Origin of the sequence: Paenacidovorax caeni (assembly GCF_001298675.1) — a bacterium.
Taxonomy (GTDB): Bacteria; Pseudomonadota; Gammaproteobacteria; order Burkholderiales; family Burkholderiaceae_C; genus Paenacidovorax; species Paenacidovorax caeni.
This window is the reverse complement of sequence record NZ_CYIG01000010.1, coordinates 16,862-40,935: the sequence shown is the minus strand read 5'-3', so window position 1 is coordinate 40,935 and position 24,074 is coordinate 16,862. Positions and strand designations below refer to the sequence as shown.

The following is a 24,074-nucleotide window of genomic DNA, read 5'->3' as shown; positions in this document are numbered from 1 at the left end:
CAGTCCATCGTACCCAGAAAAAAACCGCCTGGGCGGGGCCGCAGGCGGTTTTGGGCGCGGGGGGCGCGACTTCAGCTGAAGAAGCTCTTGAGCCGATCCGTCCAGCTTTCCGCGGAGGGCGAGTGCTTGCCGCCGCCTTTTTTCAGCGACTCTTCCAGTTCGCGCAGCAGCTTGCGCTGGTACTCGGTGAGCTTGACCGGCGTCTCGACCACGATGTGGCAGTACAGGTCGCCGGGGTAGCTGGCACGCACGCCCTTGATGCCCTTGCCGCGCAGGCGGAACTGCTTGCCGGCCTGTGTGCCTTCGGGAATGTCGATCACGGCCTTGCCCTGCAGCGTTGGCACCTCGATCTCGCCGCCCAGCGCGGCCGTGATGAAGCTCACGGGCACCTGGCAGTGCAGGTCGTCGCCATCGCGTTCGAAGATGTCGTGCTTGCGGATGCGGATCTCGATGTACAGGTCGCCCGGTGGGCCGCCGTTGGTGCCTGGCTCGCCGTTGCCGGTGCTGCGGATGCGCATGCCGTCGTCGATGCCGGCGGGGATCTTCACCTCGAGCGTCTTCTGGCGCTTGATCTTGCCCTGGCCATGGCAGGCCGTGCAGGGCTCGGGAATGATCTTGCCCGTGCCACGGCAGTGCGGGCAGGTCTGCTGTACGCTGAAGAAACCCTGGCGCATTTGCACCACACCGGCACCGCTGCAGGTGGTGCAGGTCTTGGCACTGGTGCCGGGCTTGGCGCCGCTGCCGTGGCAGGTGTCGCAGCTGTCCCAGCTGGGGATGCGGATCTGCGCATCCTTGCCGTTGGCGGCCTCCTCGAGCGAGATGTCCATGGCGTAGGACAGGTCGCTGCCGCGGTAGACCTGGCGGCCACCGCGTCCGCCGCGCGCGCCGCCGAACATGTCGCCGAAGATGTCGCCAAAGGCCTCGGCGAAACCGCCAAAGCCTTCCGCGCCGCCGCCAGGGCCGCGCATGTTGGGGTCCACGCCAGCGTGGCCGTACTGGTCGTAGGCCGCGCGTTTTTGCGTGTCGGAGAGCATCTCGTAGGCTTCCTTGGCCTCCTTGAATTTCTCCTCGGCGTTCTTGGCCGCGTCACCCTGGTTGCGGTCAGGGTGGTACTTCATCGCGAGCTTGCGATAAGCCTTCTTGATGTCGTCGTCCGAGGCGTTCTTGGGGACGCCCAGAACCTCGTAATAGTCTCGTTTGGACATGCTGGGGAATCCGGTGGCTTGAAAGATGCAACGCCGCGCGGGCCACCTGCATCACGGCAGGCACCAGCGCGGCGGCTTGTGTCAGCGCAAGCGCTGCATCATCCCTTCTTGACTTCCTTCACCTCGGCATCGACCACGTTGTCGTCGTCGGCAGGCTTGCCGCCCTGGGCCGAGGAAGCCGCGCCAGCACCACCGGCCGCGCCTTCGGCGGCACCGGCCGCAGCCTGGGCTGCCTGGGCATCGGCGTACATCTTCTCGCCGAGCTTTTGGCTGGCGGCCATCAGCGCGGTGGTCTTTTCGTCGATGGCGGCCTTGTCCTCGCCCTTGAGCGCTTCTTCCAGCGCCTTCACGGCGGCTTCGATGGCGGACTTCTCACCGGCGTCGAGCTTGTCGCCATGCTCGGCCAGGCTCTTGGTCACGCTGTGCACGGCGGCTTCGCCCTGGTTGCGCGCTTGCACCAGTTCCAGCTTCTTCTTGTCGTCGGCCGCGTTCAGCTCGGCGTCCTTCACCATGCGCTGGATCTCGTCTTCCGACAGGCCCGAGTTCGCCTTGATGGTGATCTTGTTTTCCTTGCCGGTGCCTTTGTCCTTTGCGCCCACGTGCAGGATGCCGTTGGCGTCAATGTCGAAGCTCACCTCGATCTGGGGCAGGCCGCGCGGTGCTGGCGGGATGCCTTCGAGGTTGAACTCGCCCAGCAGCTTGTTGCCCGAGGCCATCTCGCGCTCGCCCTGGTAGACCTTGATGGTCACGGCGGGCTGGTTGTCGTCGGCCGTGGAGAAGGTCTGCGCGAACTTGGTCGGGATGGTCGTGTTCTTGGTGATCATCTTCGTCATCACGCCGCCCAGGGTCTCGATGCCCAGGGACAGCGGGGTGACGTCGAGCAGCAGCACGTCCTTGCGGTCGCCCGAGAGCACCTGGCCCTGGATGGCGGCGCCCACGGCCACGGCTTCGTCGGGGTTCACGTCACGGCGTGGGTCCTTGCCGAAGAATTCCTTGACCTTCTCTTGCACCTTGGGCATGCGGGTCATGCCGCCGACCAAGATCACGTCGTTGATGTCCGACACGCTGATACCGGCATCCTTGATGGCCGTGCGGCAGGGGGCGATGGTGCGTTCGATCAGCTCTTCCACCAGCTGCTCCAGCTTGGCGCGGGTCAGCTTGATATTCAGGTGCTTGGGGCCCGATGCGTCTGCCGTGATGTAGGGCAGGTTGATGTCGGTGGCAGCCGAGTTGGACAGCTCGATCTTGGCCTTCTCCGCGGCTTCCTTCAGGCGTTGCAGGGCCAGCACGTCTTTGGACAGGTCGACGCCCTGTTCCTTCTTGAACTCGCCAATGATGTAGTCAATGATGCGCTGGTCGAAGTCTTCGCCACCCAGGAAGGTGTCGCCGTTGGTCGAGAGCACCTCGAATTGCTTCTCGCCATCGACGTCAGCAATTTCGATGATGGACACGTCGAACGTGCCACCGCCCAGGTCATACACGGCAATCTTGCGGTCGCCCTTCTCAGCCTTGTCCAGGCCGAAGGCCAGGGCAGCAGCGGTGGGCTCGTTGATGATGCGCTTGACTTCCAGGCCCGCAATGCGGCCAGCGTCCTTGGTGGCTTGGCGCTGGGCGTCGTTGAAGTACGCGGGCACGGTGATCACGGCCTCGGTCACGGGCTCGCCCAGGTAGTCCTCGGCGGTCTTCTTCATCTTGCGCAGCACTTCGGCGCTGATTTGTGGAGGGGCCAGCTTCTGGCCGCGCACCTCGACCCAGGCGTCGCCGTTGTCGGCCTTGGTGATGGTGTAGGGCATCAGGTCGATGTCCTTCTGCACCTCTTTTTCCTCGAACTTGCGGCCAATCAGGCGCTTGGCTGCGTAAATGGTGTTCTTCGGGTTGGTTACGGCCTGGCGCTTGGCCGAGGCGCCGACGAGGATCTCGCCGTCTTCCTGGTACGCAATGATCGAGGGCGTGGTGCGTGCGCCTTCACTGTTCTCGATCACGCGGGTGGTGTTGCCTTCCATGACGGAAACGCAGCTGTTCGTGGTGCCCAGGTCGATACCGATGATTTTTCCCATGTTGTTCTCCGTGATGCTGGAATGTTTGGATGCGGGTTAACTGTGGATAACTTGGCTGGCTTTCAAGGGGGCGAGGCGCGATTTATTTCGGCGCCGCCACGGTGACCAGGGCGGGGCGCAGCACGCGCTCGGCGATCAGGTAGCCCTTTTGCAGCACGCTCACCACGGTGTTGGGTTCCTGATCGGCCGGCACCATGCTGATGGCCTGGTGCTGGTGGGGGTCGAACTTGGTGCCCGGCGCCGGCGCCACCACGATGACCTTGTTGCGCTCCAGCGCAGACAGCAACTGGCGACGCGTCGCGTCCGAACCTTCGCGCAGTTGGGCCACGGTGGCATTCTCGATGGCCAGGGCTGCGTCGAGGCTATCGCACACGGCCAGCATGCTCTCGGCGAAACTTTCGACGCCGAACTTGCGTGCCTTCGACACTTCGTCCTCGGCGCGGCGGCGGGCATTCTCGGCCTCGGCTTTGGCACGCAGGAACTGGTCAGCCAGATCGGCGCTCTTGGCCTTGAGTTCGGCCAGCTCGGCCTGCAGGCGCGCCATTTCGTCGGCCGTGTTGGCGGCCATGGCGGCTTCGACTTCTTCGGGCGAGGGCGGGGTGGCTTGAGGGTTTTGCTCGGACATGTTTGGAAAGTGTTGAAAACCGTGACGGCCCGCACATGGGGGCGGGGCGGCCTTTTTCAAGACGCGCGGCTTGGGGTGTGAAAACCGGCTTCGTGCGGGTTGAAATGCCGGCAGTCAGAGCGGCTAAGTGTACAAGCGCTTTGTGCGCGGCTATAATCTTGCCCTTTGCCTTGCCACACCGCTACTTGACGCAGCGGGCGGCTTCAACCAAAAGGAGTGTGCATGCGTCACTACGAAATCATTTTGTTGATCCACCCGGATCAGAGCGAGCAAGTTCCGGCCATGCTGGAGCGTTACAAGGGCATGATCACCCAGGGCGGCGGCAAGATCCACCGCGTGGAAGACTGGGGCCGCCGTCAACTGGCGTACCTGATCAACAAGCTTGCCAAGGCCCATTACCTGTGCCTGAACATCGAAGCCGACCAGGCTGTGATGGCCGAGCTCGAGCACGCCTTCAAGTTCAACGACGCCGTGCTGCGTCACCTGACCGTGCAGAAGAAGAAGGCTGAAACGGGTCCTTCCTCGATGATGAAGACCGTCGAGCGCGAAGAAGCCCGCAAGGCCAGCCAGGCTGAGCAGGCCGCCGCCTGATAGCGCACGGGGAGTGTGGATAACCACGTTGCCTTGACCGCCTGTATCGCAGAGGCCCAGCCTTTGCGCTACACCCCCGCCGGTTTGCCTGCCCTCGATCTGCGACTCGAACATGGGTCGCGCCAGATGGATGCAGGACAGGCGCGGGACGTCAAGCTGGCGATCAAGGCCATGGCCTTCGGTACGTTGGCTGAGCGGCTGGCACGCCAAAACCTCGGGAGCTGTTTTCGCTTTCAGGGATTTCTGGCCATGTCGCGCAACGGCAAGTCGGTGGTGCTCCACATCCAGGACATTCAACAAGATTAATTTTCAAGAGGCTCGAAAATGGCCACGTTCAAGAAATTCAACAAGGACAAGCGTCCGAAGCGCAACACCCAGTCGCTGCTGTTCAAGCGCAAGCGCTTCTGCCGCTTCACCGTCGCTGGCGTCGAAGAAATCGACTACAAGGACGTCGACACCCTGCGTGACTTCATTGCCGAAAACGGCAAGATCATTCCCGCACGTCTGACCGGCACGCGCGCCATTTACCAGCGCCAGCTGAACACGGCGATCAAGCGCGCCCGTTTCCTGGCCATGCTGCCCTACAGCGACCAGCACAAGATCTAAGGAGCACGAACCATGCAAATCATTCTGCTCGACAAGGTCGTGAACCTCGGCAACCTGGGCGAGATCGTCAAGGTCAAGGACGGCTACGCCCGCAACTTCCTGATCCCCACGGGCCGCGCCCGCCGTGCCACGGCTGCCGCCAAGGCCGAGTTCGAAGCCAAGCGCGCTGAACTCGAAAAGGCCGCCGCTGAGAAGCTGGCTGCCGCTCAGGCCCAAGGCGAGAAGCTCGCTGGCACCACCGTGAAGCTGACCCAAAAGGCTGGCGTGGACGGCCGCCTGTTCGGTTCCGTGACCAACCACGACATCTGCGAAGAGATCAACAAGCTGGGCTTCCAGCTGGTCAAGTCGCAAATCCGTATGCCCGGCCTGATCAAGACCGTGGGCGACAACACCATCAGCGTGGCCCTGCACACCGACGTGGTGGTCGAAGTGACCGTTTCGGTCTACGGCGAAACCGCCTAAGCAACGGGTTCCCCGCTTGCCCTGCAAAGGCCGCCTCCGGGCGGCTTTTGTGTTTTCTGCCTGTTGTCCATCCGCCTAGTACGATGACGGGCTTGCCCGAGGATTGCCATGTCTGCCGTGATGCCCCCGCTCGATGATGACTTTGTCCCGCCGCCGCTTGATCGCGAGGTGGCGCAGCTGCGCGTGCCGCCGCATTCGATGGAGTCCGAGTCGAGCGTGCTCGGCGGCCTGCTGCTGGACAACAATGCCTGGGATCGTGTGGGGGACCTGCTGCGCGAGGGCGACTTCTACCGTCATGAGCACCAGCTGATCTTCTCGGCCATCGGTGCGCTGATCAATGCCAGCAAGCCGGCCGACGTGATCACCGTGTACGAGCACCTGCAGGGCCTTGGCAAGGCCGAGGAGGTGGGCGGGCTGCTGTACCTGAACCAGCTTGCTCAGTACGTCCCCAGTGCCACCAACATCCGGCGCTACGCCGAGATCGTGCGCGAGCGTGCCATCCTGCGCAAGCTGGTCACCGCCAGCGATGAGATCGCCACCAACGCCTTTAATCCGCAAGGCCGCACGGTGGAGCGCATCCTCGACGAGGCCGAGGCGAAGATTTTTGCCATTGGCGAGGAGGGCTCGCGCACCAAGCAGGGTTTTCAGTCGCTCGACACGCTGGTGATCGACCTGCTCGACCGCGTGCAGGAGATGGCCGACAACCCCGTGGACGTGACCGGCGTGCCCACCGGCTTCGCCGATCTGGACCGCATGACCAGCGGCCTGCAGGCGGGCGACCTGGTGGTGCTGGCCGCGCGCCCCTCGATGGGCAAGACCTCGTTCGCCGTGAACATTGCCGAGCATGTGGCACTCAACGAAGGCCTGCCCGTGGCCATCTTCTCGATGGAAATGGGGGCGGCGCAGCTGGCGGTGCGTATCGTGGGCTCCATCGGCCGCGTGAACCAGGGCAACCTGCGCACTGGCAAGCTCTCGGACGAGGAGTGGCCGCGGCTCACCGAGGCCATTGAGCGCCTGCGCACCGTGAGCCTGCACATCGACGAAACGCCGGGCCTCACGCCCACTGAACTGCGCGCCAACGCGCGGCGCCTGGCGCGCCAGTGCGGCAAGCTGGGCCTGATCGTGGTCGACTACCTGCAGCTCATGAGCGGCTCGGGCTCCAGCGGTTCCGACAACCGCGCCACCGAGCTCGGCGAGATCTCGCGCGGCCTGAAGATGCTGGCCAAGGAGCTGCAGTGCCCGGTGATCGCACTGTCGCAGCTCAACCGCTCGGTCGAGCAGCGTACCGACAAGCGCCCGATGATGTCCGACCTGCGCGAATCGGGTGCCATCGAGCAGGATGCCGACATCATCATGTTCATCTACCGCGACGACTATTACAACAAGGACTCGAACGAGCCCAACATCGCCGAGGTCATCATCGGCAAGCAGCGTAACGGCCCCACGGGCACGGTGAAGCTGTTCTTCCAGAAGAACCAGACGCGCTTCGAGAACCTGGCCATGGGGAGCGATGATTTTTAATCAAATCGGCCTCTAGCCCTTGATGGAAAAGCGCTAGCAGCTCTCTTTTTGATAGTTAACCCACGCATGCCCATGCCCACCGGGGACAACACCCCGCCCACGCCATCGCCGCCCCTTGTGCGCCTCACGGGCCTTGGTCCAGTGGCCGACGCGCGCACCGTGGTGCTGGTGCTGGGCAGCTTTCCCGGCGTGGCCTCACTGCGCGCGCAGCAGTACTACGCGCACCCGCACAACCAGTTCTGGCCTGTGCTCCAGGCGCTGTGGCCGCAGCACCCGCTGCCCGGGCGCGACGACTACGCCGCGCGTTGTGCGTGGCTGCTGGCGCGCGGCCTGGGCCTGTGGGACGTGTACGCCGCGTGTGAGCGTGAGGGCAGCCTGGACGCGCGCATCCGCAACGCCGTGCTCAACGACTTTGCCGCGCTGCGCGCGCGCTGTCCGCGCCTGGCCGCCATCGCCCACAATGGCGGCGAGAGCTTCCGGCACGCCAAGGCGGTGCGCGCGGTGCTGGGCGACGGCCTGCCGTCGCTGCGCCTGCCATCGACCAGCCCGGCCAACGCCTCCTGGCGCTTCGAGCGCAAATGCAACGCCTGGGCTGAAGCCCTGGCCCCTTTTGGATTGGTGGATACCATTGGCCCGCAAGAAAACTGCTGCGGCTGACCTGCCCGAGGTCAGCGTCTCTGAATACGGCAACGTGCGCAACCTGCACCTGGGAACGCCCTGGATCCAGGGCTCGATGCGCCTGGACGATCCCTTTGCCATCGAGCTGGAATACGTGCAGCGCATGATGGCCTGGCTGCTGTTCGTCGAGCCCGCCAGCGTTGCCAAGCGCCACGCCATGCAGCTGGGCCTGGGCGCGGGTGCCATCACCAAGTTTTGCCGCAAGAAGCTGCGCATGTGCTGCACCGTGGTCGAGCTGAATCCGCGCGTGGAGGCTGTGTGCCGTGCCTGGTTCAAGCTGCCGCCCGACGGCCCCCTGCAGCGCGTCGTGCTGGCCGACGCCGCCGAGGAGATCCAGAAGCCCGAATGGCTCGGCACGGTGGATGCGCTGGCGGTCGATCTGTACGACCACGAGGCCGCCGCCCCGGTGCTCGACAGCGCGGAGTTCTACGCCAGTTGCCGCGCGCTCCTGACCGAGGAGGGATGCATGACCGTCAACCTCTTTGGCCGTTCCGCGAGCTATGAGCGCAGCCTGGCCAGCATGGCGCAGGCCTTTGGCGAAGAGGCGCTGTGGGCCTTCAAGCCAACGCGCGAGGGCAACACCGTGGTGCTGGCGCAGCGCCAGGCCACGCGGCCCAAGCCGGCCGAGCTGCGCGCGCGCGCCGAAGCCGTGCAGGCGCGCTGGGAACTGCCGGCGACCAAATGGCTGCGCGTGTTCAAGCCCGTGGCGCGATAGTGGTGCGAGAACAAGCAGGAGAACGTCCCATGCATTCCACCCCCCCCAAGACCGAGTCCGCACCCCGCATCACCGGCCCGCTGGACTGGCGCCGCGTGGTCGATTGGCTGAAGGAGGACGGCGTCATCACCTCCGAAGAGGCCCAGCGCACCATCGCCCGCTGCTCGCAGGGCGAGAGCCACCAGCACCCGCTGGTGCGCCTGGCCAGCGTGGCCATGGCGCGTGCCGAGGGCGGCCGCCCGCTGCCGCTGGAGGAGCTGACCGAGTACGTCGCGCGGCGCAGCGGCCTGGCCTACCTGCGCATCGACCCGCTGAAGGTGGACGTGGGCCGTGTGGCCGACGCCATGAGCGCCAACTACGCCGAGCGCCACAAGGTGCTGCCGGTGCAGGTCACGCCGCAGGAGGTGGTGGTGGCCACGGCCGAGCCCTTCATCGACGACTGGGTGGCCGAGGTCGAGCGCCAGTCGCGCCGCAGCGTGCGCCGCGTCATGGCGAATCCGCAGGAAATTCAGCGCTACATGGGCGAGTTCTTCGCGCTGGCCAAGTCGGTGCGCGCGGCGCAGAAGAGCGGCGGCAGCGCCAGCGGCAGCACCTTCGAGCAGCTCGTCGAGCTGGGCAAGACCAACAAGCAGCTCGATGCCAACGACCAGGGCGTGATCCGCGTGGTGGACTGGCTGTGGCAGTACGCCTTCGACCAGCGCGCCAGCGACATCCACCTGGAGCCACGGCGCGAGCAGGGCGTGATCCGCTTTCGCATCGACGGCGTGCTGCACCCGGTCTACCAGATGCCCATGGGCGTGCTCAACGCCATGGTGGCGCGCGTCAAGCTGCTCGGGCGCATGGACGTGGTGGAGAAGCGCCGCCCGCTGGACGGCCGCATCAAGACGCGCAACCCGCGCGGCGACGAGGTGGAAATGCGCCTCTCGACCCTGCCCACGGCCTTCGGCGAGAAGATGGTGATGCGTATCTTCGACCCCGACAACGCCGTCAAGGACCTGGACGCGCTGGGCTTCGCGCGCCACGACGCCGACCGCTGGGAGGGCCTGGTGCGGCGCCCGCACGGCATCATTCTGGTGACGGGCCCTACCGGCTCGGGCAAGACCACTACGCTGTACTCCACGCTCAAGCGCATCGCCACCGAAGAGGTCAACGTCAGCACGGTCGAGGACCCGATCGAAATGATCGAGCCCAGCTTCAACCAGACGCAGGTGCAGCCGCAGCTCGATTTCAACTTCACCGAGGGCCTGCGCGCGCTCATGCGCCAGGACCCCGACATCATCATGGTGGGCGAAATCCGCGACCTGCCCACGGCCGAGATGGCGGTGCAGGCCGCGCTCACGGGCCACCTGGTGTTCAGTACGCTGCACACCAACGACGCGCCCAGTGCCGTGAGCCGCCTGATGGAGCTGGGCGTGCCCAACTACCTCATCAACGCCACGTTGCTGGGCATCTTGGCGCAGCGCCTGGTGCGCACGCTGTGCGCGCAGTGCAAGCAGCGCGACGAGAACGCGCGCATGGAAGACCTGGCCGAGGCCGTGCGGCCCTGGAAGCTCTCCGGTGGCTACCAGCCCTACAAGCCCGTGGGCTGCGTGGAGTGCCGCATGACGGGCTTCCGTGGCCGCATGGGCCTGTATGAACTGCTCACGGTGAGCGAGGCTTTCAAGGACCGTGTGACGCAAAGCCCGTCCATCGATGCCCTGCGCCGCCAGGCCGTACACGACGGCATGCGCCCGCTGCGGCTGGCCGGTGCGCTGCGCGTGGCCGAGGGGCTGACCACGCTGGAGGAGGTGGTGGCTGTCACGCCGCCTGTTGAGGCATGACGGTGCCTCTAGCAAAATAGGGCTCCAGCCCTTTGCTGGAAAGCGCTAGCAGCTATCAAATTAAGAGCTTTTTGCCGCAGCCCCGCGCTGCGCCGGGAGGAGTGGATCGTGAGAGTCAAGAACCAGAAGGATTTCCTGGCCGGCCTGTTGTTCATGGCCGTGGGCCTGGCTTTTGCCTGGGGCGCCACGCACTACCCCATAGGGCGTGGCGCGCACATGGGGCCGGGCTACTTTCCGCTGGTGCTGGGGGCGCTGCTGGCGTTCATTGGCGCCCTGGTGGTCTTCAAGGCGGCGGTGATCCAGACCGAGGGCGGCAACAAAGTCGGTCCCTGGGCCTGGAGGCCGCTGCTGTGCATCCTGGGCGCCAATTTCACGTTCGGCATCCTGCTGGCGGGCCTGCCCAGTGTGGGCATTCCCTCGCTGGGGCTGGTGGCGGCCATTTATGCGCTCACGTTCATCGCCAGCCTGGCCAGTGGGCCACTGCGTTTTCTGGAGGTGTTCATCCTTGCCAGTGTGCTGGCCGTGGGCAGCAGCCTGGCCTTCGTCGAGCTGCTGCAACTGCAACTGCCGCTGTGGCCGGCTTTCGTGGCGGGGTGAGGCATGGATTGGCTGCAACACCTGGCCACGGGATTCGGCGTCGCCTTCACGGCGCAGAACCTGCTGTACTGCTTCATCGGCTGCCTGCTGGGCACCCTGATCGGTGTGCTGCCGGGCATCGGCCCGGTGGCCACCATCGCCATGCTGCTGCCCGCCACCTACGCGTTGCCCCCCGTGGCGGCGCTCATCATGCTGGCGGGCATCTACTACGGTGCGCAGTACGGCGGCTCGACCACGGCCATCCTGGTCAACCTGCCGGGTGAGTCGTCGTCGGTGGTGACGGTGATCGACGGCTACCAGATGGCGCGCGCCGGCCGCGCCGGGCCGGCGCTGGCGGCGGCTGGCATCGGCTCGTTCTTCGCCGGCTGCGCGGGCACGCTGATTCTGGCGGCCTTCGCGCCGCCGCTGGCCGAGATGGCCATCCACTTCGGCCCAGCGGAGTACTTTTCGCTCATGGTGCTGGGGCTGATCGGTGCGGTGGTGCTGGCCTCGGGCTCGCTGCTCAAGGCCGTGGGCATGATCGTGCTGGGGCTGCTGCTGGGGGTGGTCGGCACGGACGTGAATTCCGGCACGGTGCGCTTTGCCTTCGATGTTCCCGAGCTGATCGACGGTATTGGCTTCGTGGCCATCGCCATGGGCGTCTTCGGCTACGGCGAGATCATCGCCAACCTGTCGCGGCCCGAGGAGGAGCGGGAGGTGTTTTCCGCCAAGGTACAGGGGCTGCTGCCCACGCGCGAGGACTTTCGGCGCATGACGCCCGCCATCCTGCGCGGCACGGCGCTGGGTTCGGTGCTGGGGGTGTTGCCCGGCGGTGGCGCGCTGTTGGCGGCCTTCGCGGCCTACACGGTGGAGAAGAAAACCCGCCTGCACCCCGGCGAGGTGCCCTTCGGCAAAGGCAACATCCGCGGGGTGGCGTCGCCCGAGTCGGCCAACAACGCGGGCTCGCAGACCTCCTTCATCCCGCTGCTGACGCTGGGCATTCCGCCCAACGCGGTGATGGCGCTGATGGTCGGGGCCATGACCATCCACGACATCCAGCCCGGCCCCCAGGTGCTGACCCATAACCCCGAGTTGTTCTGGGGCCTTGTGGCCTCGATGTGGATCGGCAACCTGATGCTGGTGGTTCTGAACCTGCCGCTGATCGGCATCTGGATCAAGCTGCTTTCGGTGCCCTACCGCTGGCTGTTTCCGTCCATCGTGCTGTTTTGCGCCATCGGCGTGTACACCACGAACAACAACAGTTTCGACGTATGGATGGTGGGCGCGTTTGGCCTGGCCGGCTATGTGTTCCACAAGCTGGGCATGGAGCCCGCGCCGCTGCTGCTGGGCTTCATCCTCGGGCCGATGATGGAAGAGTACCTGCGCCGCGCGCTGCTGCTGTCGCGTGGCGACTGGAGCGTGCTCGTCACGCGCCCGCTGTCGGCGGGGCTGCTGGCGGCCGCCGCGCTGCTGCTGGTACTCGTGCTGCTGCCGGCGGTCAAGCAAACGCGCCAGGACGCCTTCACCGAGGATTAGCCCCACATACCCGCCCCGACCATGCACCACACTCCCCTTCCCGCACTGCACCCGCAACGCGCGCTGCTGCACAACGAAATCCATGCCCGCCCGCCCGAGGCCCTGGCCGCGCCCATGGCGATCACGCACGTCGTCATGTGGGCGGACGCTGCGCAGCGCGAGGCCAGCAGGGCCCACCTGGCGGCGCTGCTGCGCGATCACCATCTGCCGCTGCCGGGCGAGCACAACACCCACCTGCGCGTGGACCTGGGGGCCTTCCGGCTGCGCTGGGAGCTGCACACCGAGTTCGTCAGCTGGACGTTCATGGCGCCCCTGGCGGCCGACGGCTTCGCCGAACGCGAGCCCACGGGCGCGAGCGAGAGCGTGCCCCGCGAATGGCTGGCGCAGCTGCCCGGCCAGTGCCTGTGCAGCCTGCACCTGTGGGTGCTGCCTACGCAGGGCTTCGGCAATGCCTCGCTGGTGCCCCAGGTGCTGCGCGAGGACACGCTGGTGGCCTCCACCGTGGCCGACGGCCATGGCGAGGTGTACACCGACTTCGCCATCCATGCCGACGGCAGCTCACGCATGGTGCTGCTCGCGGGCGGCATGACGCCGCGCCGCCTCGGGCGGCTGGTGCAGCGGCTGCTGGAGATCGAGACCTACCGCATGGCAGCGTTGCTGGGCCTGCCGGCCGCGCGCGACGCCGCGGCGGTGCTGGCCAGCGCCGAGCGCGAGCTGGCGGCACTGGCCGAGGCCATCCGCAGTGCCGACCGTGACGCCGAGCCGGCGCTGCTCGACCGCCTTACGCGCCTGGCGGGGCAGGTGGAGAGCCAGTACGCCGCCACGCACTCGCGCTTTTCCGCCAGCAACGCCTACTTTGAACTGGTAGACCGGCGCATCCGCGACATCGCCGAGTCGCGCCTGGCGGGGATGCAGACCATCGGCGAATTCATGGATCGGCGCCTGACGCCTGCGCGCAACACCTGTGAATGGGTGGCGCGGCGCCAGGATGGGCTGTCGCAGCGGGTTGCACGCATCAGCAGCCTGCTGCGCACGCGCGTCGAGATCGAGCAGCAGCAAAGCAGCCAGGCGCTGCTGGGCGCCATGAACCAGCGCCAGGACCTGCAGCTCAAGCTGCAGTCCACGGTCGAGGGGCTGTCCGTGGCCGCCATCACCTATTACTTTGTCGGCTTGGTGAGCTATCTGGCCAAGGGGGCGCAGACGCTGGGCTGGCCCTGGTCGCCAGAGAGTACGGCGGCGGTGGCCATCCCGCTGGTGGCGGGCAGCGTTTGGTGGTCGCTGCGGCGACTGCACCAGCGTATGTTCAAGAACCGGCATTGAAGCCTGGCGGAACGCGTCCAAGATCCGTCACAATGCAGGTTCCATGTCTGTCCCCGGAGGGCCTGTGCGCCACCTGCTGCCACTGCTAAAGGACGTCCTGCCTGCGTGCCTGCGCCGCTGGGCGGGCCTGGCCTTGTTGGCATGGTGTGGCGGCGCGTTGGCGCAGGTGGGCACCGCCCCGGCACCGTACAAGCTGCGTGTGGTGGGGGGGCTGGCGGGGGTCAACCAGTACCTGCAGCACGAAGAGCCGTTCTGGACCCAGCAGCTTGCGCGCCTGAGTGAGGGGCGCTACAGCGCCGATATCGTGCCGTTTGACCGCGCGGGCGTGCCGGGCGCAGAGATGTTGCGCCTGATGCAGCTGGGCGTGCTGCCGTTTGGTACGGTGCTGATGAGCGCGCTGGCAGGGCAGTATCCGCAGTACGCGGCGGCCGACCTGCCCGGCATGGGCGCCGACATGGCGGGCGTGCGCGCTGCCGCGGCTGCGTTCCGTCCCTACCTGGAAAGAGACCTGCGCCAGCGCCACGGCGTCGAACTGTTGGCCATCTATGCCTATCCAGCCCAGGTGCTGTTTTGTAAAAAGCCATTGGCGAAATTGACCGACCTGGCCGGGCGGCGCGTGCGCGTGTCGTCGGTGGGGCAGGCGGATTTCGTCGGCGCGCTGGGGGCGTTGCCGGTCCACACCGCCTTTGCCCAGATCATGCACAGCCTGGAGTCGGGTGACACCGAATGTGCGATCACCGGGACGCTGTCGGGCCACACGCTGGGCCTGTACCGCGTGACCCAATACCTCTACACCCTGCCCATCACCTGGGGCCTTGCGATCTTCGCGGCCAACCAGGCCGCCTGGAACGCGCTGCCGCCTGACCTGCGCGTGTTGCTGCAGCGCGAGCTGCCGCAACTGGAACGCACCATTTGGGCCGCTGCCGAGCGCGACACGGCCGATGGCGTCGCCTGCAACAGCGGTGCGCCGCAGTGTGGCCTGCAACGCAAGGGGCGCATGGTGGCGCTGCAGCCCTCGGCACAGGACGTGCAAAAAAGCCGCGAGATTTTCGAGGGCGTGATCCTGCCGCGCTGGCTGCAGCGTTGCAGTGTGGATTGCGCCGCCGTCTGGAACCAGACCATAGGCCCGGTGCGCAATATGCGCGTGCCCGCAGCACGATGACGGTGCCCACGTTTCCCCTGGCACGCATACGGGTCACGGTCTGGAGCGTGGTGGCGTTCTTCCTGGCAGCGCTGGCGCTGGGCGCAGCGCTGCTGATGCAGCGTATGCGCCAGGCCGACCTGGCCGACAGCGAAGCGCAGGTGGTGCACTTCGTGGCTGGCGCCGAGGCTGCACTGAACCGCGTGCTGCTGGGCTTTGACGTGCTGCTGGCCAGCACCGACGAAATGCTGGGCCTGTCGGCCCTGGAAGGTCGCCCTTTGGACGCTGCCACCGCCAGCCAGGTGCTGCGCCGGGCCACGCGGCAGAACCTGATGGTGCGCTTTGTCGCGCTGCTCGATGACCAAGGGCGCGTGCTGGCTTCGTCCGATCCGGCGGCAGAGCAATTGGTTGTCGAGGTGCCAGAGCGTTTTTTGCGCCAGGTGCTGGATCCGTCCGTGGCCTCGATGGTGGTGAGTCCCCCCATGGTCAGCTTTGCCAGCTCTGAGAGTGTGCTCTACATGGCGCGCGCCGTGCATATGGAGGACGGCAGGCGCTTGCTGGCGCTGGCCCAGGTGCCCGTGGCCATGCTGGTGCCGGTGCTGATGCAGAGCGTGGACATCGCCGGCCTGGAAGTGACGTTCGAGCGCCAGGATGGCGAGTTGCTGTTGGCGGTGCCGGCGGCGTCCGTGGCGCGCCGGGCCGTGCCGCAGCCCCTGCAGCCCGGTGCCCACTGGGGGCGGCAGGCCCGCCTGTCGCAGGTCGATGCGCTGGTGGTGGCCCAGCCCAGCCTGTACCCGCAGCTGTGGATTTCTGCCAGCCTGAGTACCGAGGCCGCCCTGGCGGGCTCGCGCACCGAGCGCATGGGCGTGCTGTGGGCCGCCCTGTTGTTCGCGGCCATGGTGCTGGGCGCAGGTGTGCTGGTGCAGTCGTACCTGGTGCGCATGTACGCGGCGCGCCAGGAAATTACCCAGGCCAAGGCTACGCTGGACCAGGCGCTGGGCTCGATGGTCAGCGGCTTCATGCTGCTGGATGCGCAGCGCCGCGTGGTGCAGTGGAACCGCCGCTACGAGGAGCTATTTCCCTGGCTCCAGGGCTCGCTGGTCGAGGGGCTGCCGTTCGAGGTGGCGCTGGAGATCAGCGCGCGCTGCCAGCTGCCGGGTGCCAGCGAGGCCCAGCGCAGCGAATGGGTGCAGCGGCGCATGCTGCTGCTGTACAACCCCGATGGCTGCAGTTTCGAGCAGTACCTGACCCCCGGCATGTACGTGCAGGTGACTGAGCGCCCCACGCCCGAGGGCGGCCGCGTCATCAGTTACCACGACGTGACGGAGCTGCGCCGCGCCAGCGCCGAGATCGAGTCGCTCGCGTTTTACGACCCGCTCACCGGTCTGCCCAACCGCCGCATGCTGCTCGACCGGCTGGGCCAGGCCACGCAGCAGGTGCAGCGCTCGGGGCACACGGGGGCGCTGCTGTTCCTCGACCTGGACCACTTCAAGGTGCTCAACGACACGCGCGGGCATGAGGTGGGCGACCAGCTGTTGCAGCAGGTTGCACAGCGGCTCAAAGCGTCTGTGCGCAGCTGCGACGTGGTGGCGCGTCTCGGGGGCGATGAGTTCGTGGTCCTGCTGGGCGAGTTGTCGTCCGACGCGGCGCAGGCCGCGTGGCAAGTGCAGCACGTGGGCGAGAAGATTTTGCACGCCCTGGCGCAGCCCTACATGCTGGATGGCCAGGTGCACCGCAGCTCCTGCAGCGTGGGGGCCGCGCTGTTCAGTGATGGCAGCCAGAGCGCGGTAGAGCTGCTCAAGCGCGCCGATATCGCCATGTACCAGGTCAAGGCCCAGCGCGGCAATGCGCTGTGTTTCTTCGACCCGCAGATGGAGGTGGAGATCAACCAGCGTGCACGCCTGGAGACCGACTTGCAGACCGCCCTGGTGGAGGGGCAGTTCGAGCTGCACTACCAGCCCCAGTTCACCCTGGCAGGGCAGATGGTGGGCGTGGAGGCGCTGCTGCGCTGGAGCCATCCGCAGCGCGGCATGGTGTCGCCCGGCGAGTTCATTGCCGCCGCCGAGGACAGCGGCCTCATCGTGCCGCTGGGCCAGTGGGTACTGCGCCAGGCCTGCATGCAGTTGGCCGCATGGCAGCAGGTGCCGCATTGCGCCAGTCTGCAACTGGCGGTCAACGTCAGCGCGCGGCAGTTCCGCCAGCCGGATTTTGCCCAGCAGGTCATCGCGCAGATTCAGCAAGCCGGCGCGCCCGCGCACCGCCTGAAGCTGGAGCTGACCGAGTCTCTGGTGCTGGAGGACGTGCAGGACTCCATTGCCAAGATGCACCAGCTGCGCACCAAGGGCGTACGCTTTTCCATGGACGACTTTGGCACCGGCCATTCCTCGCTGGCCTACCTCACGCGGCTGCCGCTGCACCAGCTCAAGATCGACCAGTCTTTTGTGCGCCACATCGGCCAGCAGCACACTGACGACGTGATCGTGCAGACCATCATTGGCATGGCGCGTACGCTGGAGCTGGAAGTGATCGCCGAGGGCGTGGAAACGCCGGCGCAGCGCGACTTCCTGGCCGACCACGGCTGCACGCTGTACCAGGGCTACCTGTACGGCCGGCCCATGCCGGTGCAGGAGCTGGTGGCGCGGGCGGCACAGGCAGGCCAGGGGGTGGCTTGATGTTTGAAGGCAAATAGGCCACCAGCCCTTTGCTGGAAAGCGCTGGCAGCTATCAAAAAAGAAGCTATCAGGTGCGTCTCGACGTCACCACGATCCCGCCCACGATCAGCAGGAACGCCACGCCGTGGTACAGCTGCGGCACCTCGCCCAGGAAGGCGGTCGAGAGCACGGCGGCGAACAGCGGCGTGAGGTTGATGAAGAAGCCCCCCAGCACCGGCCCCGCGCGCTGCACGCCCACGCCCCAGAAGCGGTAGGCCAGGATGGCCGGGCCGATGGCGATGAAGGCCAACCCCGCCAGCAGCGGCAGGCCCCACACGGCGGGGGCCGGCTGCAGCGCCTGTTCCACCCCGGCAAAGGTGCCGGACCAGGCCAGGCCGAACACCATTTGCGCCATCAGGAACGCAGACCAGTCGGTGCGGATCGACTGCGGCTCGCTGGTACGCACCAGCAGCCAGCTGTAGAACGCCCAGGAGATCGTGGCCAGCACCATGTACAGGTCGCCGGGCACCAGGCGCAGCGCCAGCAGCTGGTCCCAGCTGCCGCGGCTGAGCACCATCAGCACCCCCGTTACCGACAGCAGCGCGCCCGCCACCTGGCGGCGCGCCACGGGCACGCCGAAGAACAGCGCGCCCACCACCAGCATCCACACCGGCATGCCGGAGCCCACCAGCGTCACGTTCAGCGGGGTCGAGGTCTGCAGTGCCAGGTACTGCAGCGCGTTGTAGTTGCCAATGCCCAGCAGCCCCAGCCAGGCATAGCGGCGCCAGTGCGGCCACAGTCCGCTGCCCGGCCGCAGCACCTGCCAGGCCAGCGGCAGTAGCACCACGAATGCCAGTAGCCAGCGCACGAAGTTCAGGGTAATGGGCGGGATCAGCGGGCTCAGGGCGCGGCCTACCACTGCATTGCCGGCCCACAGCAGCGGGGCAGCCACGAGCATGGCGATGGTGGCGGGGGAGAGGCGGGATGTCATAGGGGGAGCAACTGTACCCGTTTGCATTCCCGCCTGCAGCGCGGGCGGGCGAAACATGGCACGATGGCTTTTTTGCCGCGTACCGCCAGGCCGGTGCGCGTTTTCTTCAGGAGTGAGCAGCCCATGTCCCTTGCCGTCCAAATCCGCCAGCATGGCGGCCCCGAAGTACTCGAACTGGCCGATCTGCCTGTGGGCGAACCTGGCCCCGGCCAGGTGCGCATTCGCCACCATGCCATCGGTCTGAATTTCATCGACGTCTACCACCGCACCGGCCTGTACCCGCTGTCCATGCCGGCCACCATCGGCATGGAAGGCGCCGGCGTGGTGGAGGCCGTGGGCGAGGGCGTGACCCACCTGCGCGTGGGCGACCGCGCCGCCTACGCCGCCAACCCGCCGGGCAGCTACTGCGAGGCGCGCGTGATGCCCGCCATGGGCGTGTGCAAACTGCCCGACGCCATCAGCTTCGAAACGGGCGCCGCCATGATGCTCAAGGGCCTGACGGCGCAGTACCTTCTGAAGAAGACACGGCCCGTCGAAGGCCTGGAGCGGGGCGACTTTGTGCTGTTCCACGCCGCCGCGGGCGGTGTGGGCCTGATTGCCTGCCAGTGGGCCAAGGCGCTGGGCCTGCAGCTCATTGGCACCGCCGGCAGCGATGCCAAGTGCCAGCTGGCGCTGGACAACGGCGCGGCGTACGCCATCAACTACGCAAGCGAAGACTTTGCTGCGCGCGTGAAGGAGATCACTGGCGGCAAGGGCGTGAAAGTGGTGTACGACTCGGTGGGCAAGGACACCTGGGACAAGTCGCTGGACTGCCTGCGCCCCTTCGGGCTGATGGCCAGCTTCGGCAACGCCTCGGGCCCGGTGCCGCCGTTTGCGCCCGGCAGCCTGGGCGCCAAGGGCTCGCTCTACGTCACGCGCCAGACGCTGTTTACCCACATCAGCACGCGCGAAGCCACGCAGGCCATGGCCGACGATCTGTTTGCCGTGGTGGCCAGCGGGCAGGTGAAAATTCACATCGACCAGCGCTACGCCCTGGCCGATGTGCAGCAGGCGCACCGCGACCTGGAAGCACGCAAGACCACCGGCTCCACCATTCTCACGCTGCCGTGAACGCAGCGCCCACCTGGGTGGCGGCGGTGCGCGCGCAGGCGCAGCGGCCGCCGCGTGTGCCGCGCCTGCCGCTGTGGGTGGCGGGGCAGGCTGTCGGGTCGGTGGAACCCGGGGTTTTGGATCAAATTGCCTCTAAAGGCTTGCTGGACAAGCGCTACAAGCTATTGAAAGATGAGCAATCGGGCTGGTCGCTGCACGCTCTCGGCGACGCCACGCCCGCACTCAATGCCCTGGCGCAGGCGCTGCGTGCCCAGGGCCGCTGCGGGCCCTGGCGCAACGAGCAGTTGGCCGTGTGCGACGCCCAGGGTCGGCGCATCGGCACCATCGAGCGCGGTGCCGTGCGCCCGCTGGGCCTGGCCACCCAGGCAGTGCATCTGGTGGCCCGTGCGCCCGATGGCCGCATGTGGGTGCAGTTGCGCGCCTTCAACAAGCCCAACAACCCAGGCCAGTGGGACACGCTGATGGGCGGCATGGTCTCGGCTGCCGATACTTTGCCGCAGGCGCTGGCGCGCGAAACCTGGGAGGAAGCCGGCTTGCGCGTGGATGCTTTGCACGGCGTAGCCCATGGCGGGCATGTGCAGCTGGCGGTGCCGAGCGAAGAGGCCCATGGCTGCGGCTACATGGTCGAGCGTATCGACTGGTTCCACGCCACCGTGCCCGATGGCATGGTGCCGCAGAACCAGGACGGCGAGGTAGAGCGCTTCGAGCTGCTGGCACCCGAGGCGCTGCTGGAGCGCCTGGCGCACGGTGCCTTCACGCCCGAGGCCACCCTGGTGCTGGCTGCTGCACTGGGGTGGTAGCCTGACGCGGGCTAGCTCTGCTGGCGTTCCTGGGCCACGCTGCGCACCAGGTCCCACACGCGCTGTGCCAGGGGGGAGAGCGCGCGGTTGCGCCGGTGTACCAGCACGATGTCGCGGTCCACGCGCGGCTGCAGCGGGCGTACCGCCAGGCGCGGCAGGCCTTCGGGTGGCAGCGCCAGCATGGGGATGACCGAGACGCCCAGGCCGGCATCGAGCATGCGGAAGATGGTGGTGGGGTGTCCGACCTCCTGCGCGACCCGTGCCTGCACGCCCTGTGCGGACAGCGCGCGGTCGATCAGGCGGCGACTGCCGGAAGCCTGGTCCAGCAGCACCAGCGGCTCGTCCGCGAGATCGGTCCAGCGCACCTGGCGCCGCCGCGCGAGCCGGTGTGTGGGCGGGCAGGCCAGGCAGAACGGCTCGGTGTAGATGGGCTCGCAGCGCAGCGCCTCGCGCTCGCGCGGGTCGATGACCACACCGAAGTCCACCTCCCCTGAGAGCACGCTGGCCAGCACATCGTTCTGGATGCGGTCGAGCAGCACTATTTGCACGCCGGGCAGATCGCGCTGGCAGCGCGCGATGCAGTCGGGCAGCAGGTTGGCCGACAGCGTGGGGCTGCTGGCCACGCGCACGCGCCCATGCAGCGCTGTGGCCATGCCGCGCACATCGAGCAGCGTGGCTTCCAGATCCTCCAGCACGCGAGGCAGCCGCGCAGCCAGGCGCTGGCCAGCGTCGGTCAGCTCGACCTCGCGCGTGGTGCGGTTGAGCAGTTGCAGGCCGAGCTGCGCCTCCAGTTCGGTGATGCTGCGGCTCACGGCCGGTTGCGTCAGGCCGATCTGGCTGCCCGTGCGGCTGAAGTTGCGCGTGGCGGCTACCGCGAGGAACACCTGGAGTTGGCGCAAAGTCACATTCATGCGCTGAAATCATAAAACTATCAGATAAATCGATTTCTCTTGGGGCGACGGCTGCGCTTCAATCGGCGCCTTCCCCCGTTTCGCCCCCGCTGCCATGGCCCGCTCCCGTTTTCTGCCCGACAACTTCACCCTCGCGCTGCTGACCACGGTGGCGCTGGCCAGCGTGCTGCCTGCAGCGGGTGGCGTGGCGCGCTTCTTCGAGGGGCTGACGGTGGCGGCCGTGGGGCTGCTGTTCTTCCTGCACGGCGCCAAGCTGTCGCGCCAAGCGATCGTCGCGGGTCTGTCGCATTGGCGGCTGCATCTGGTGGTGGTAGCCAGCACGTTTGTGCTGTTCCCGTTGCTGGGCTGGGTACTGCGGCCGGTATTGCAGCCGCTGGTCACCCCCGATCTGTACCTGGGTGTGCTGTTTCTGTGCGCGCTGCCGGCCACGGTGCAGTCGGCCATCGCCTTCACCGCCATGGCGCGCGGCAACATGCCGGCGGCCATCTGCAGTGCGTCGGCGTCCACGCTGCTGGGCATCGTCATCACGCCGCTGCTCACGGGGCTGCTGCTGTCACGTACGGCCGCCGCACAGCACGATGCGCTGGAAAGCATCGGGCGCATCATGCTGCAGCTGTTCGTCCCCTTCATTGCCGGGCATCTGCTGCGGCCGTGGATTGGCGGCTTGACCCAGCGCCATGCGCCGGTACTCAAGTTCGTCGACCAGGGCGCTATCTTGCTGGTGGTTTACACCGCGTTCAGCGCCGCCGTGGTCGAGGGGCTGTGGCACCAGATGCCGCTGCCCGCGCTGGCGGGGCTGCTGGTGGTGTGTGCGGTGATTCTGGCCCTGGCGCTGTGCTTCACCACCTGGCTCAGCCGCAGGCTTGGCTTTTCCAAAGAGGACGAGGTGACCATCGTTTTTTGCGGCTCCAAGAAAAGCCTGGCCAGCGGCGTGCCGATGGCCAAGGTGCTGTTTGCTGCCCATGCCGTGGGGGCGATGGTGCTGCCGCTGATGGTGTTCCACCAAATGCAGCTCATGGTTTGCGCCGTGCTGGCGCAGCGCTACGCGCGTCGGCTGCCGTCTGCTCAGGATTGAGGGCGTGCTGGCGCTGCGTCCTGAAGGCGGCTGGGCGCCAGGGTGCCGGTGGGCTCCAGGATCGGGTAGGCCATGGAGCACAGCAGCGAGTTGATGCGCTTGAGCTCGCTCAGCAGATCGATGTGCAGTGAGCTGGTCTCGATGCTGGGCACCGTGCGGTCCGACAGGCGCGCCAGGTGGGCCGCTGCGTAGCTGCGCTCCAGGTCGCGAAAGCGCACTTTCTCCTCGAGCAGGCGCCGTGCGTCGCGTACGTCACCATTGAGGAACACGCTCATGGCCAGGCGCAGGTTGTCCACCAGGCGGCCGTGCAGCTCGGTGATCTCCTGCATGCCAGCCTCTGAAAAGCGGAAGCCGCGCTTGATTTTCTTGTCTTCGATGTCGATCAGCACGCGCTCGATGATGTCGCCGATCTGCTCCATGTTGATGGTGAAGCCGATGATGTCGGTCCAGCGCCGGCCCTCGCGCTCGTCGAGTTCGGAGCGCGAGATCTTCGTCAGGTAGTACTTGATGGCCGAATACAGCTCGTCCACCGAGTCGTCAATTTGACGCAATTCGGCCGAGAGCTTGAGGTCGCCCGTGCGGATCACGGTGTACATCCCCACCAGCATGGCTTCCACCAGGTCGGCCTGGTGCAATGCCTCGCGTGCCGCGCAGGAAATGGCGAGGGAAGGCGTCGCCAGCGCGGAGGGGTCGAGGTGACGCGGGCGCAGCGGGTTCTTGCTGGCCGGGTCGGCCGGCGGCATGAGCCGCGCCATGAGCGAGGCCACCCACTGTGTCATACCGATAAAGCCCAGGCTGATGACCACGTTGTAGGCCAGGTGGAACAGCACCACGCTGGTGGCGATATCGCCCAGCCGCGGGTGCGCGTGGCGCAGCCACAGGCCGATGAGGGGCGCCACCAGCGCCACGCCCAGCACCTTGAAGACCATGTTGCCCCAGGTCACCTGGCGCACTTCCACCGAGGCCTTCAGCGTCGTCAGGATGGCCAGCAGGCCACTGCCCAGATTCGCGCCCAGCACCAGCCCCAAAGCCACCTCGGTGGGGACGACGTGCGAGGCCGCCATGGCCGCGATCAGCAGCACGATGGCCAGGCTCGAATACGAAATGACCGCCAGCGCCGCGCCCACCAGCAACTCGGCAACCAGGTCGCTGCTGACGCTGCCCAGCAGCGTGCGCACCACGGGCGAGGCCAGCAGCGGCTCGCTGGTCTCCACCACCAGGCGCAGCGCCAGCAGGATCAGCCCCAGGCCGATGAATACCCGCCCGACGCGCCCGGTCGTGGTGTCCTGGCGTGCCATGTACATGACTACGCCCACGAAGATGAACAGCGGCGAGAGCCACGACAGGTCCGTGGAGAACAGCACCGCCATGAGCGCGGTGCCCACGTCGGCGCCGCGCATCACCGCCAGCGCGGCGGGCAGCGAGATCAGGCCCTGGCCGACGAAGGAGGAGGTCATCAACGCCGTGGCGGTGCTCGATTGCACCAGTGCGGTGACGCCGATGCCGGACAGCGCCGCGCTGAAGCGGTTGCCCATGCTGCGCGCCAGCAGGCTGCGCAGGTTGGCGCCGAACACGCGCAGCACGCCCGTGCGCACCAGTTGCGTACCCCACACCAGGAGGGCGATGGCGGCCAGCAGATTAAGGAGGTGCTTCATGGGGCGGAGGGCGCCGCTGTGCGCGGCG

22 protein-coding genes are annotated in these 24,074 nt (G+C 66.9%); 16 read left to right on the top strand and 6 right to left on the bottom strand.

Going from position 1 to position 24,074, the window contains the following annotated elements; translation table 11 throughout:
• Positions 1-71: 71 nt before the first annotated feature.
• The 3 genes from dnaJ to grpE all read right to left on the bottom strand — a co-directional run bounded on the left by dnaJ (position 72) and on the right by grpE (position 3,887).
• Positions 72-1,205, bottom strand: coding sequence for a molecular chaperone DnaJ (dnaJ, locus tag BN2503_RS06520; protein ID WP_054255844.1), 1,134 nt, complete (start codon positions 1,203-1,205; stop codon positions 72-74).
• A gap of 98 nt (positions 1,206-1,303) precedes the next feature.
• The gene (gene dnaK / locus BN2503_RS06515; RefSeq protein WP_054255843.1) at positions 1,304-3,262 is read right to left on the bottom strand and encodes a molecular chaperone DnaK; all 1,959 of its coding nucleotides are present in this window, start codon (positions 3,260-3,262) and stop codon (positions 1,304-1,306) included.
• Between the two features lie 82 nt (positions 3,263-3,344).
• Positions 3,345-3,887: a nucleotide exchange factor GrpE gene (grpE, locus tag BN2503_RS06510; protein ID WP_054255842.1), complete on the bottom strand. Its 543-nt coding sequence runs from the start codon at positions 3,885-3,887 to the stop codon at positions 3,345-3,347.
• A gap of 222 nt (positions 3,888-4,109) precedes the next feature.
• On the opposite strand from grpE, the gene rpsF reads away from it, so the two are divergent.
• The 13 genes from rpsF (at position 4,110) to BN2503_RS06445 (ending at position 17,525) form a co-directional block, all read left to right on the top strand.
• Positions 4,110-4,478 (top strand): 30S ribosomal protein S6, encoded by a 369-nt coding sequence (gene rpsF, locus BN2503_RS06505; RefSeq protein ID WP_054255841.1) that lies wholly within the window; start codon positions 4,110-4,112, stop codon positions 4,476-4,478.
• Between the two features lie 15 nt (positions 4,479-4,493).
• Entirely contained in the window at positions 4,494-4,784 is a 291-nt protein-coding gene (priB, locus tag BN2503_RS06500; protein ID WP_054255840.1) for a primosomal replication protein N, read from the top strand.
• Between the two features lie 18 nt (positions 4,785-4,802).
• Entirely contained in the window at positions 4,803-5,084 is a 282-nt protein-coding gene (gene rpsR / locus BN2503_RS06495; protein ID WP_054255839.1) for a 30S ribosomal protein S18, read from the top strand.
• A gap of 12 nt (positions 5,085-5,096) precedes the next feature.
• Complete coding sequence (gene rplI, locus BN2503_RS06490) at positions 5,097-5,546, top strand: 50S ribosomal protein L9 (RefSeq protein ID WP_054255838.1); 450 nt, start codon at positions 5,097-5,099, stop codon at positions 5,544-5,546.
• A 108-nt stretch (positions 5,547-5,654) separates the two neighbouring features.
• Positions 5,655-7,067: a replicative DNA helicase gene (dnaB, locus tag BN2503_RS06485; RefSeq protein WP_054255837.1), complete on the top strand. Its 1,413-nt coding sequence runs from the start codon at positions 5,655-5,657 to the stop codon at positions 7,065-7,067.
• Positions 7,068-7,139: 72 nt separating this feature from the next.
• Entirely contained in the window at positions 7,140-7,724 is a 585-nt protein-coding gene (locus tag BN2503_RS06480) for a DNA-deoxyinosine glycosylase (protein ID WP_054255886.1), read from the top strand.
• The gene (locus BN2503_RS06475) at positions 7,696-8,460 is read left to right on the top strand and encodes a class I SAM-dependent methyltransferase (protein WP_054255836.1); all 765 of its coding nucleotides are present in this window, start codon (positions 7,696-7,698) and stop codon (positions 8,458-8,460) included. The genes BN2503_RS06480 and BN2503_RS06475 overlap by 29 nt, the downstream gene beginning before the upstream one ends.
• Positions 8,461-8,489: 29 nt before the next feature.
• A complete protein-coding gene (gene tfpB, locus BN2503_RS06470) occupies positions 8,490-10,280 on the top strand; it encodes a type IV pilus assembly ATPase TfpB (protein WP_054255835.1) in 1,791 nt (596 codons plus the stop codon).
• 108 nt (positions 10,281-10,388) lie between these two features.
• Positions 10,389-10,877 (top strand): tripartite tricarboxylate transporter TctB family protein, encoded by a 489-nt coding sequence (locus tag BN2503_RS06465; protein ID WP_054255834.1) that lies wholly within the window; start codon positions 10,389-10,391, stop codon positions 10,875-10,877.
• A 3-nt stretch (positions 10,878-10,880) separates the two neighbouring features.
• A complete protein-coding gene (locus BN2503_RS06460) occupies positions 10,881-12,392 on the top strand; it encodes a tripartite tricarboxylate transporter permease (RefSeq protein WP_054255833.1) in 1,512 nt (503 codons plus the stop codon).
• A 21-nt stretch (positions 12,393-12,413) separates the two neighbouring features.
• Entirely contained in the window at positions 12,414-13,712 is a 1,299-nt protein-coding gene (locus tag BN2503_RS06455; protein WP_054255832.1) for a DUF3422 family protein, read from the top strand.
• A 43-nt stretch (positions 13,713-13,755) separates the two neighbouring features.
• Positions 13,756-14,874, top strand: coding sequence for a TRAP transporter substrate-binding protein (locus BN2503_RS06450; RefSeq protein WP_082366513.1), 1,119 nt, complete (start codon positions 13,756-13,758; stop codon positions 14,872-14,874).
• The gene (locus tag BN2503_RS06445; protein WP_054255831.1) at positions 14,871-17,525 is read left to right on the top strand and encodes a bifunctional diguanylate cyclase/phosphodiesterase; all 2,655 of its coding nucleotides are present in this window, start codon (positions 14,871-14,873) and stop codon (positions 17,523-17,525) included. The genes BN2503_RS06450 and BN2503_RS06445 overlap by 4 nt, the downstream gene beginning before the upstream one ends.
• A 67-nt stretch (positions 17,526-17,592) precedes the next feature.
• Here the strand turns inward: BN2503_RS06445 and BN2503_RS06440 are convergent, their stop codons facing one another.
• Entirely contained in the window at positions 17,593-18,495 is a 903-nt protein-coding gene (locus BN2503_RS06440; protein ID WP_054255830.1) for a DMT family transporter, read from the bottom strand.
• A gap of 123 nt (positions 18,496-18,618) precedes the next feature.
• Here BN2503_RS06440 and BN2503_RS06435 point away from each other — a divergent pair, with 123 nt between their 5' ends.
• Positions 18,619-19,605: a quinone oxidoreductase family protein gene (locus tag BN2503_RS06435; RefSeq protein ID WP_054255829.1), complete on the top strand. Its 987-nt coding sequence runs from the start codon at positions 18,619-18,621 to the stop codon at positions 19,603-19,605.
• Positions 19,602-20,405, top strand: coding sequence for an NUDIX hydrolase (locus BN2503_RS06430; RefSeq protein WP_054255828.1), 804 nt, complete (start codon positions 19,602-19,604; stop codon positions 20,403-20,405). Before BN2503_RS06435 ends, BN2503_RS06430 begins: the two co-directional genes overlap by 4 nt.
• Positions 20,406-20,416: 11 nt before the next feature.
• Here BN2503_RS06430 and BN2503_RS06425 read toward each other — a convergent pair whose 3' ends face one another.
• Entirely contained in the window at positions 20,417-21,316 is a 900-nt protein-coding gene (locus tag BN2503_RS06425; protein WP_054255827.1) for a LysR family transcriptional regulator, read from the bottom strand.
• A gap of 94 nt (positions 21,317-21,410) precedes the next feature.
• Here BN2503_RS06425 and BN2503_RS06420 point away from each other — a divergent pair, with 94 nt between their 5' ends.
• Positions 21,411-22,391 carry a bile acid:sodium symporter family protein gene (locus tag BN2503_RS06420; RefSeq protein WP_054255826.1) on the top strand — a complete coding sequence of 327 codons (981 nt, stop codon included), beginning with the start codon at positions 21,411-21,413 and terminating at the stop codon, positions 22,389-22,391.
• Here BN2503_RS06420 and BN2503_RS06415 read toward each other — a convergent pair.
• Positions 22,382-24,046, bottom strand: a complete 1,665-nt coding sequence (locus BN2503_RS06415; RefSeq protein WP_054255825.1) for a Na/Pi cotransporter family protein — start codon at positions 24,044-24,046, stop codon at positions 22,382-22,384. The two genes, BN2503_RS06420 and BN2503_RS06415, sit on opposite strands and share 10 nt — an antisense overlap.
• Positions 24,047-24,074: the final 28 nt, after the last annotated feature.

Excerpts from the sequence above, each read along its gene's own strand:
- rpsF (WP_054255841.1), top strand. The coding sequence starts at position 4,110 with ATGCGTCACTACGAAATCATTTTGTTGATCCACCCGGATCAGAGCGAG.
- tfpB (WP_054255835.1), top strand. The coding sequence starts at position 8,490 with ATGCATTCCACCCCCCCCAAGACCGAGTCCGCACCCCGCATCACCGGC.
- BN2503_RS06420 (WP_054255826.1), top strand. The coding sequence starts at position 21,411 with ATGGCCCGCTCCCGTTTTCTGCCCGACAACTTCACCCTCGCGCTGCTG.
- dnaJ (WP_054255844.1), bottom strand. The coding sequence starts at position 1,205 with ATGTCCAAACGAGACTATTACGAGGTTCTGGGCGTCCCCAAGAACGCC.
- BN2503_RS06445 (WP_054255831.1), top strand. The coding sequence starts at position 14,871 with ATGACGGTGCCCACGTTTCCCCTGGCACGCATACGGGTCACGGTCTGG.
- BN2503_RS06435 (WP_054255829.1), top strand. The coding sequence starts at position 18,619 with ATGTCCCTTGCCGTCCAAATCCGCCAGCATGGCGGCCCCGAAGTACTC.
- BN2503_RS06460 (WP_054255833.1), top strand. The coding sequence starts at position 10,881 with ATGGATTGGCTGCAACACCTGGCCACGGGATTCGGCGTCGCCTTCACG.
- grpE (WP_054255842.1), bottom strand. The coding sequence starts at position 3,887 with ATGTCCGAGCAAAACCCTCAAGCCACCCCGCCCTCGCCCGAAGAAGTC.
- BN2503_RS06455 (WP_054255832.1), top strand. The coding sequence starts at position 12,414 with ATGCACCACACTCCCCTTCCCGCACTGCACCCGCAACGCGCGCTGCTG.
- rpsR (WP_054255839.1), top strand. The coding sequence starts at position 4,803 with ATGGCCACGTTCAAGAAATTCAACAAGGACAAGCGTCCGAAGCGCAAC.
- BN2503_RS06480 (WP_054255886.1), top strand. The coding sequence starts at position 7,140 with ATGCCCACCGGGGACAACACCCCGCCCACGCCATCGCCGCCCCTTGTG.
- BN2503_RS06450 (WP_082366513.1), top strand. The coding sequence starts at position 13,756 with ATGTCTGTCCCCGGAGGGCCTGTGCGCCACCTGCTGCCACTGCTAAAG.
- rplI (WP_054255838.1), top strand. The coding sequence starts at position 5,097 with ATGCAAATCATTCTGCTCGACAAGGTCGTGAACCTCGGCAACCTGGGC.
- BN2503_RS06415 (WP_054255825.1), bottom strand. The coding sequence starts at position 24,046 with ATGAAGCACCTCCTTAATCTGCTGGCCGCCATCGCCCTCCTGGTGTGG.
- dnaB (WP_054255837.1), top strand. The coding sequence starts at position 5,655 with ATGTCTGCCGTGATGCCCCCGCTCGATGATGACTTTGTCCCGCCGCCG.
- dnaK (WP_054255843.1), bottom strand. The coding sequence starts at position 3,262 with ATGGGAAAAATCATCGGTATCGACCTGGGCACCACGAACAGCTGCGTT.
- BN2503_RS06425 (WP_054255827.1), bottom strand. The coding sequence starts at position 21,316 with ATGAATGTGACTTTGCGCCAACTCCAGGTGTTCCTCGCGGTAGCCGCC.
- BN2503_RS06440 (WP_054255830.1), bottom strand. The coding sequence starts at position 18,495 with ATGACATCCCGCCTCTCCCCCGCCACCATCGCCATGCTCGTGGCTGCC.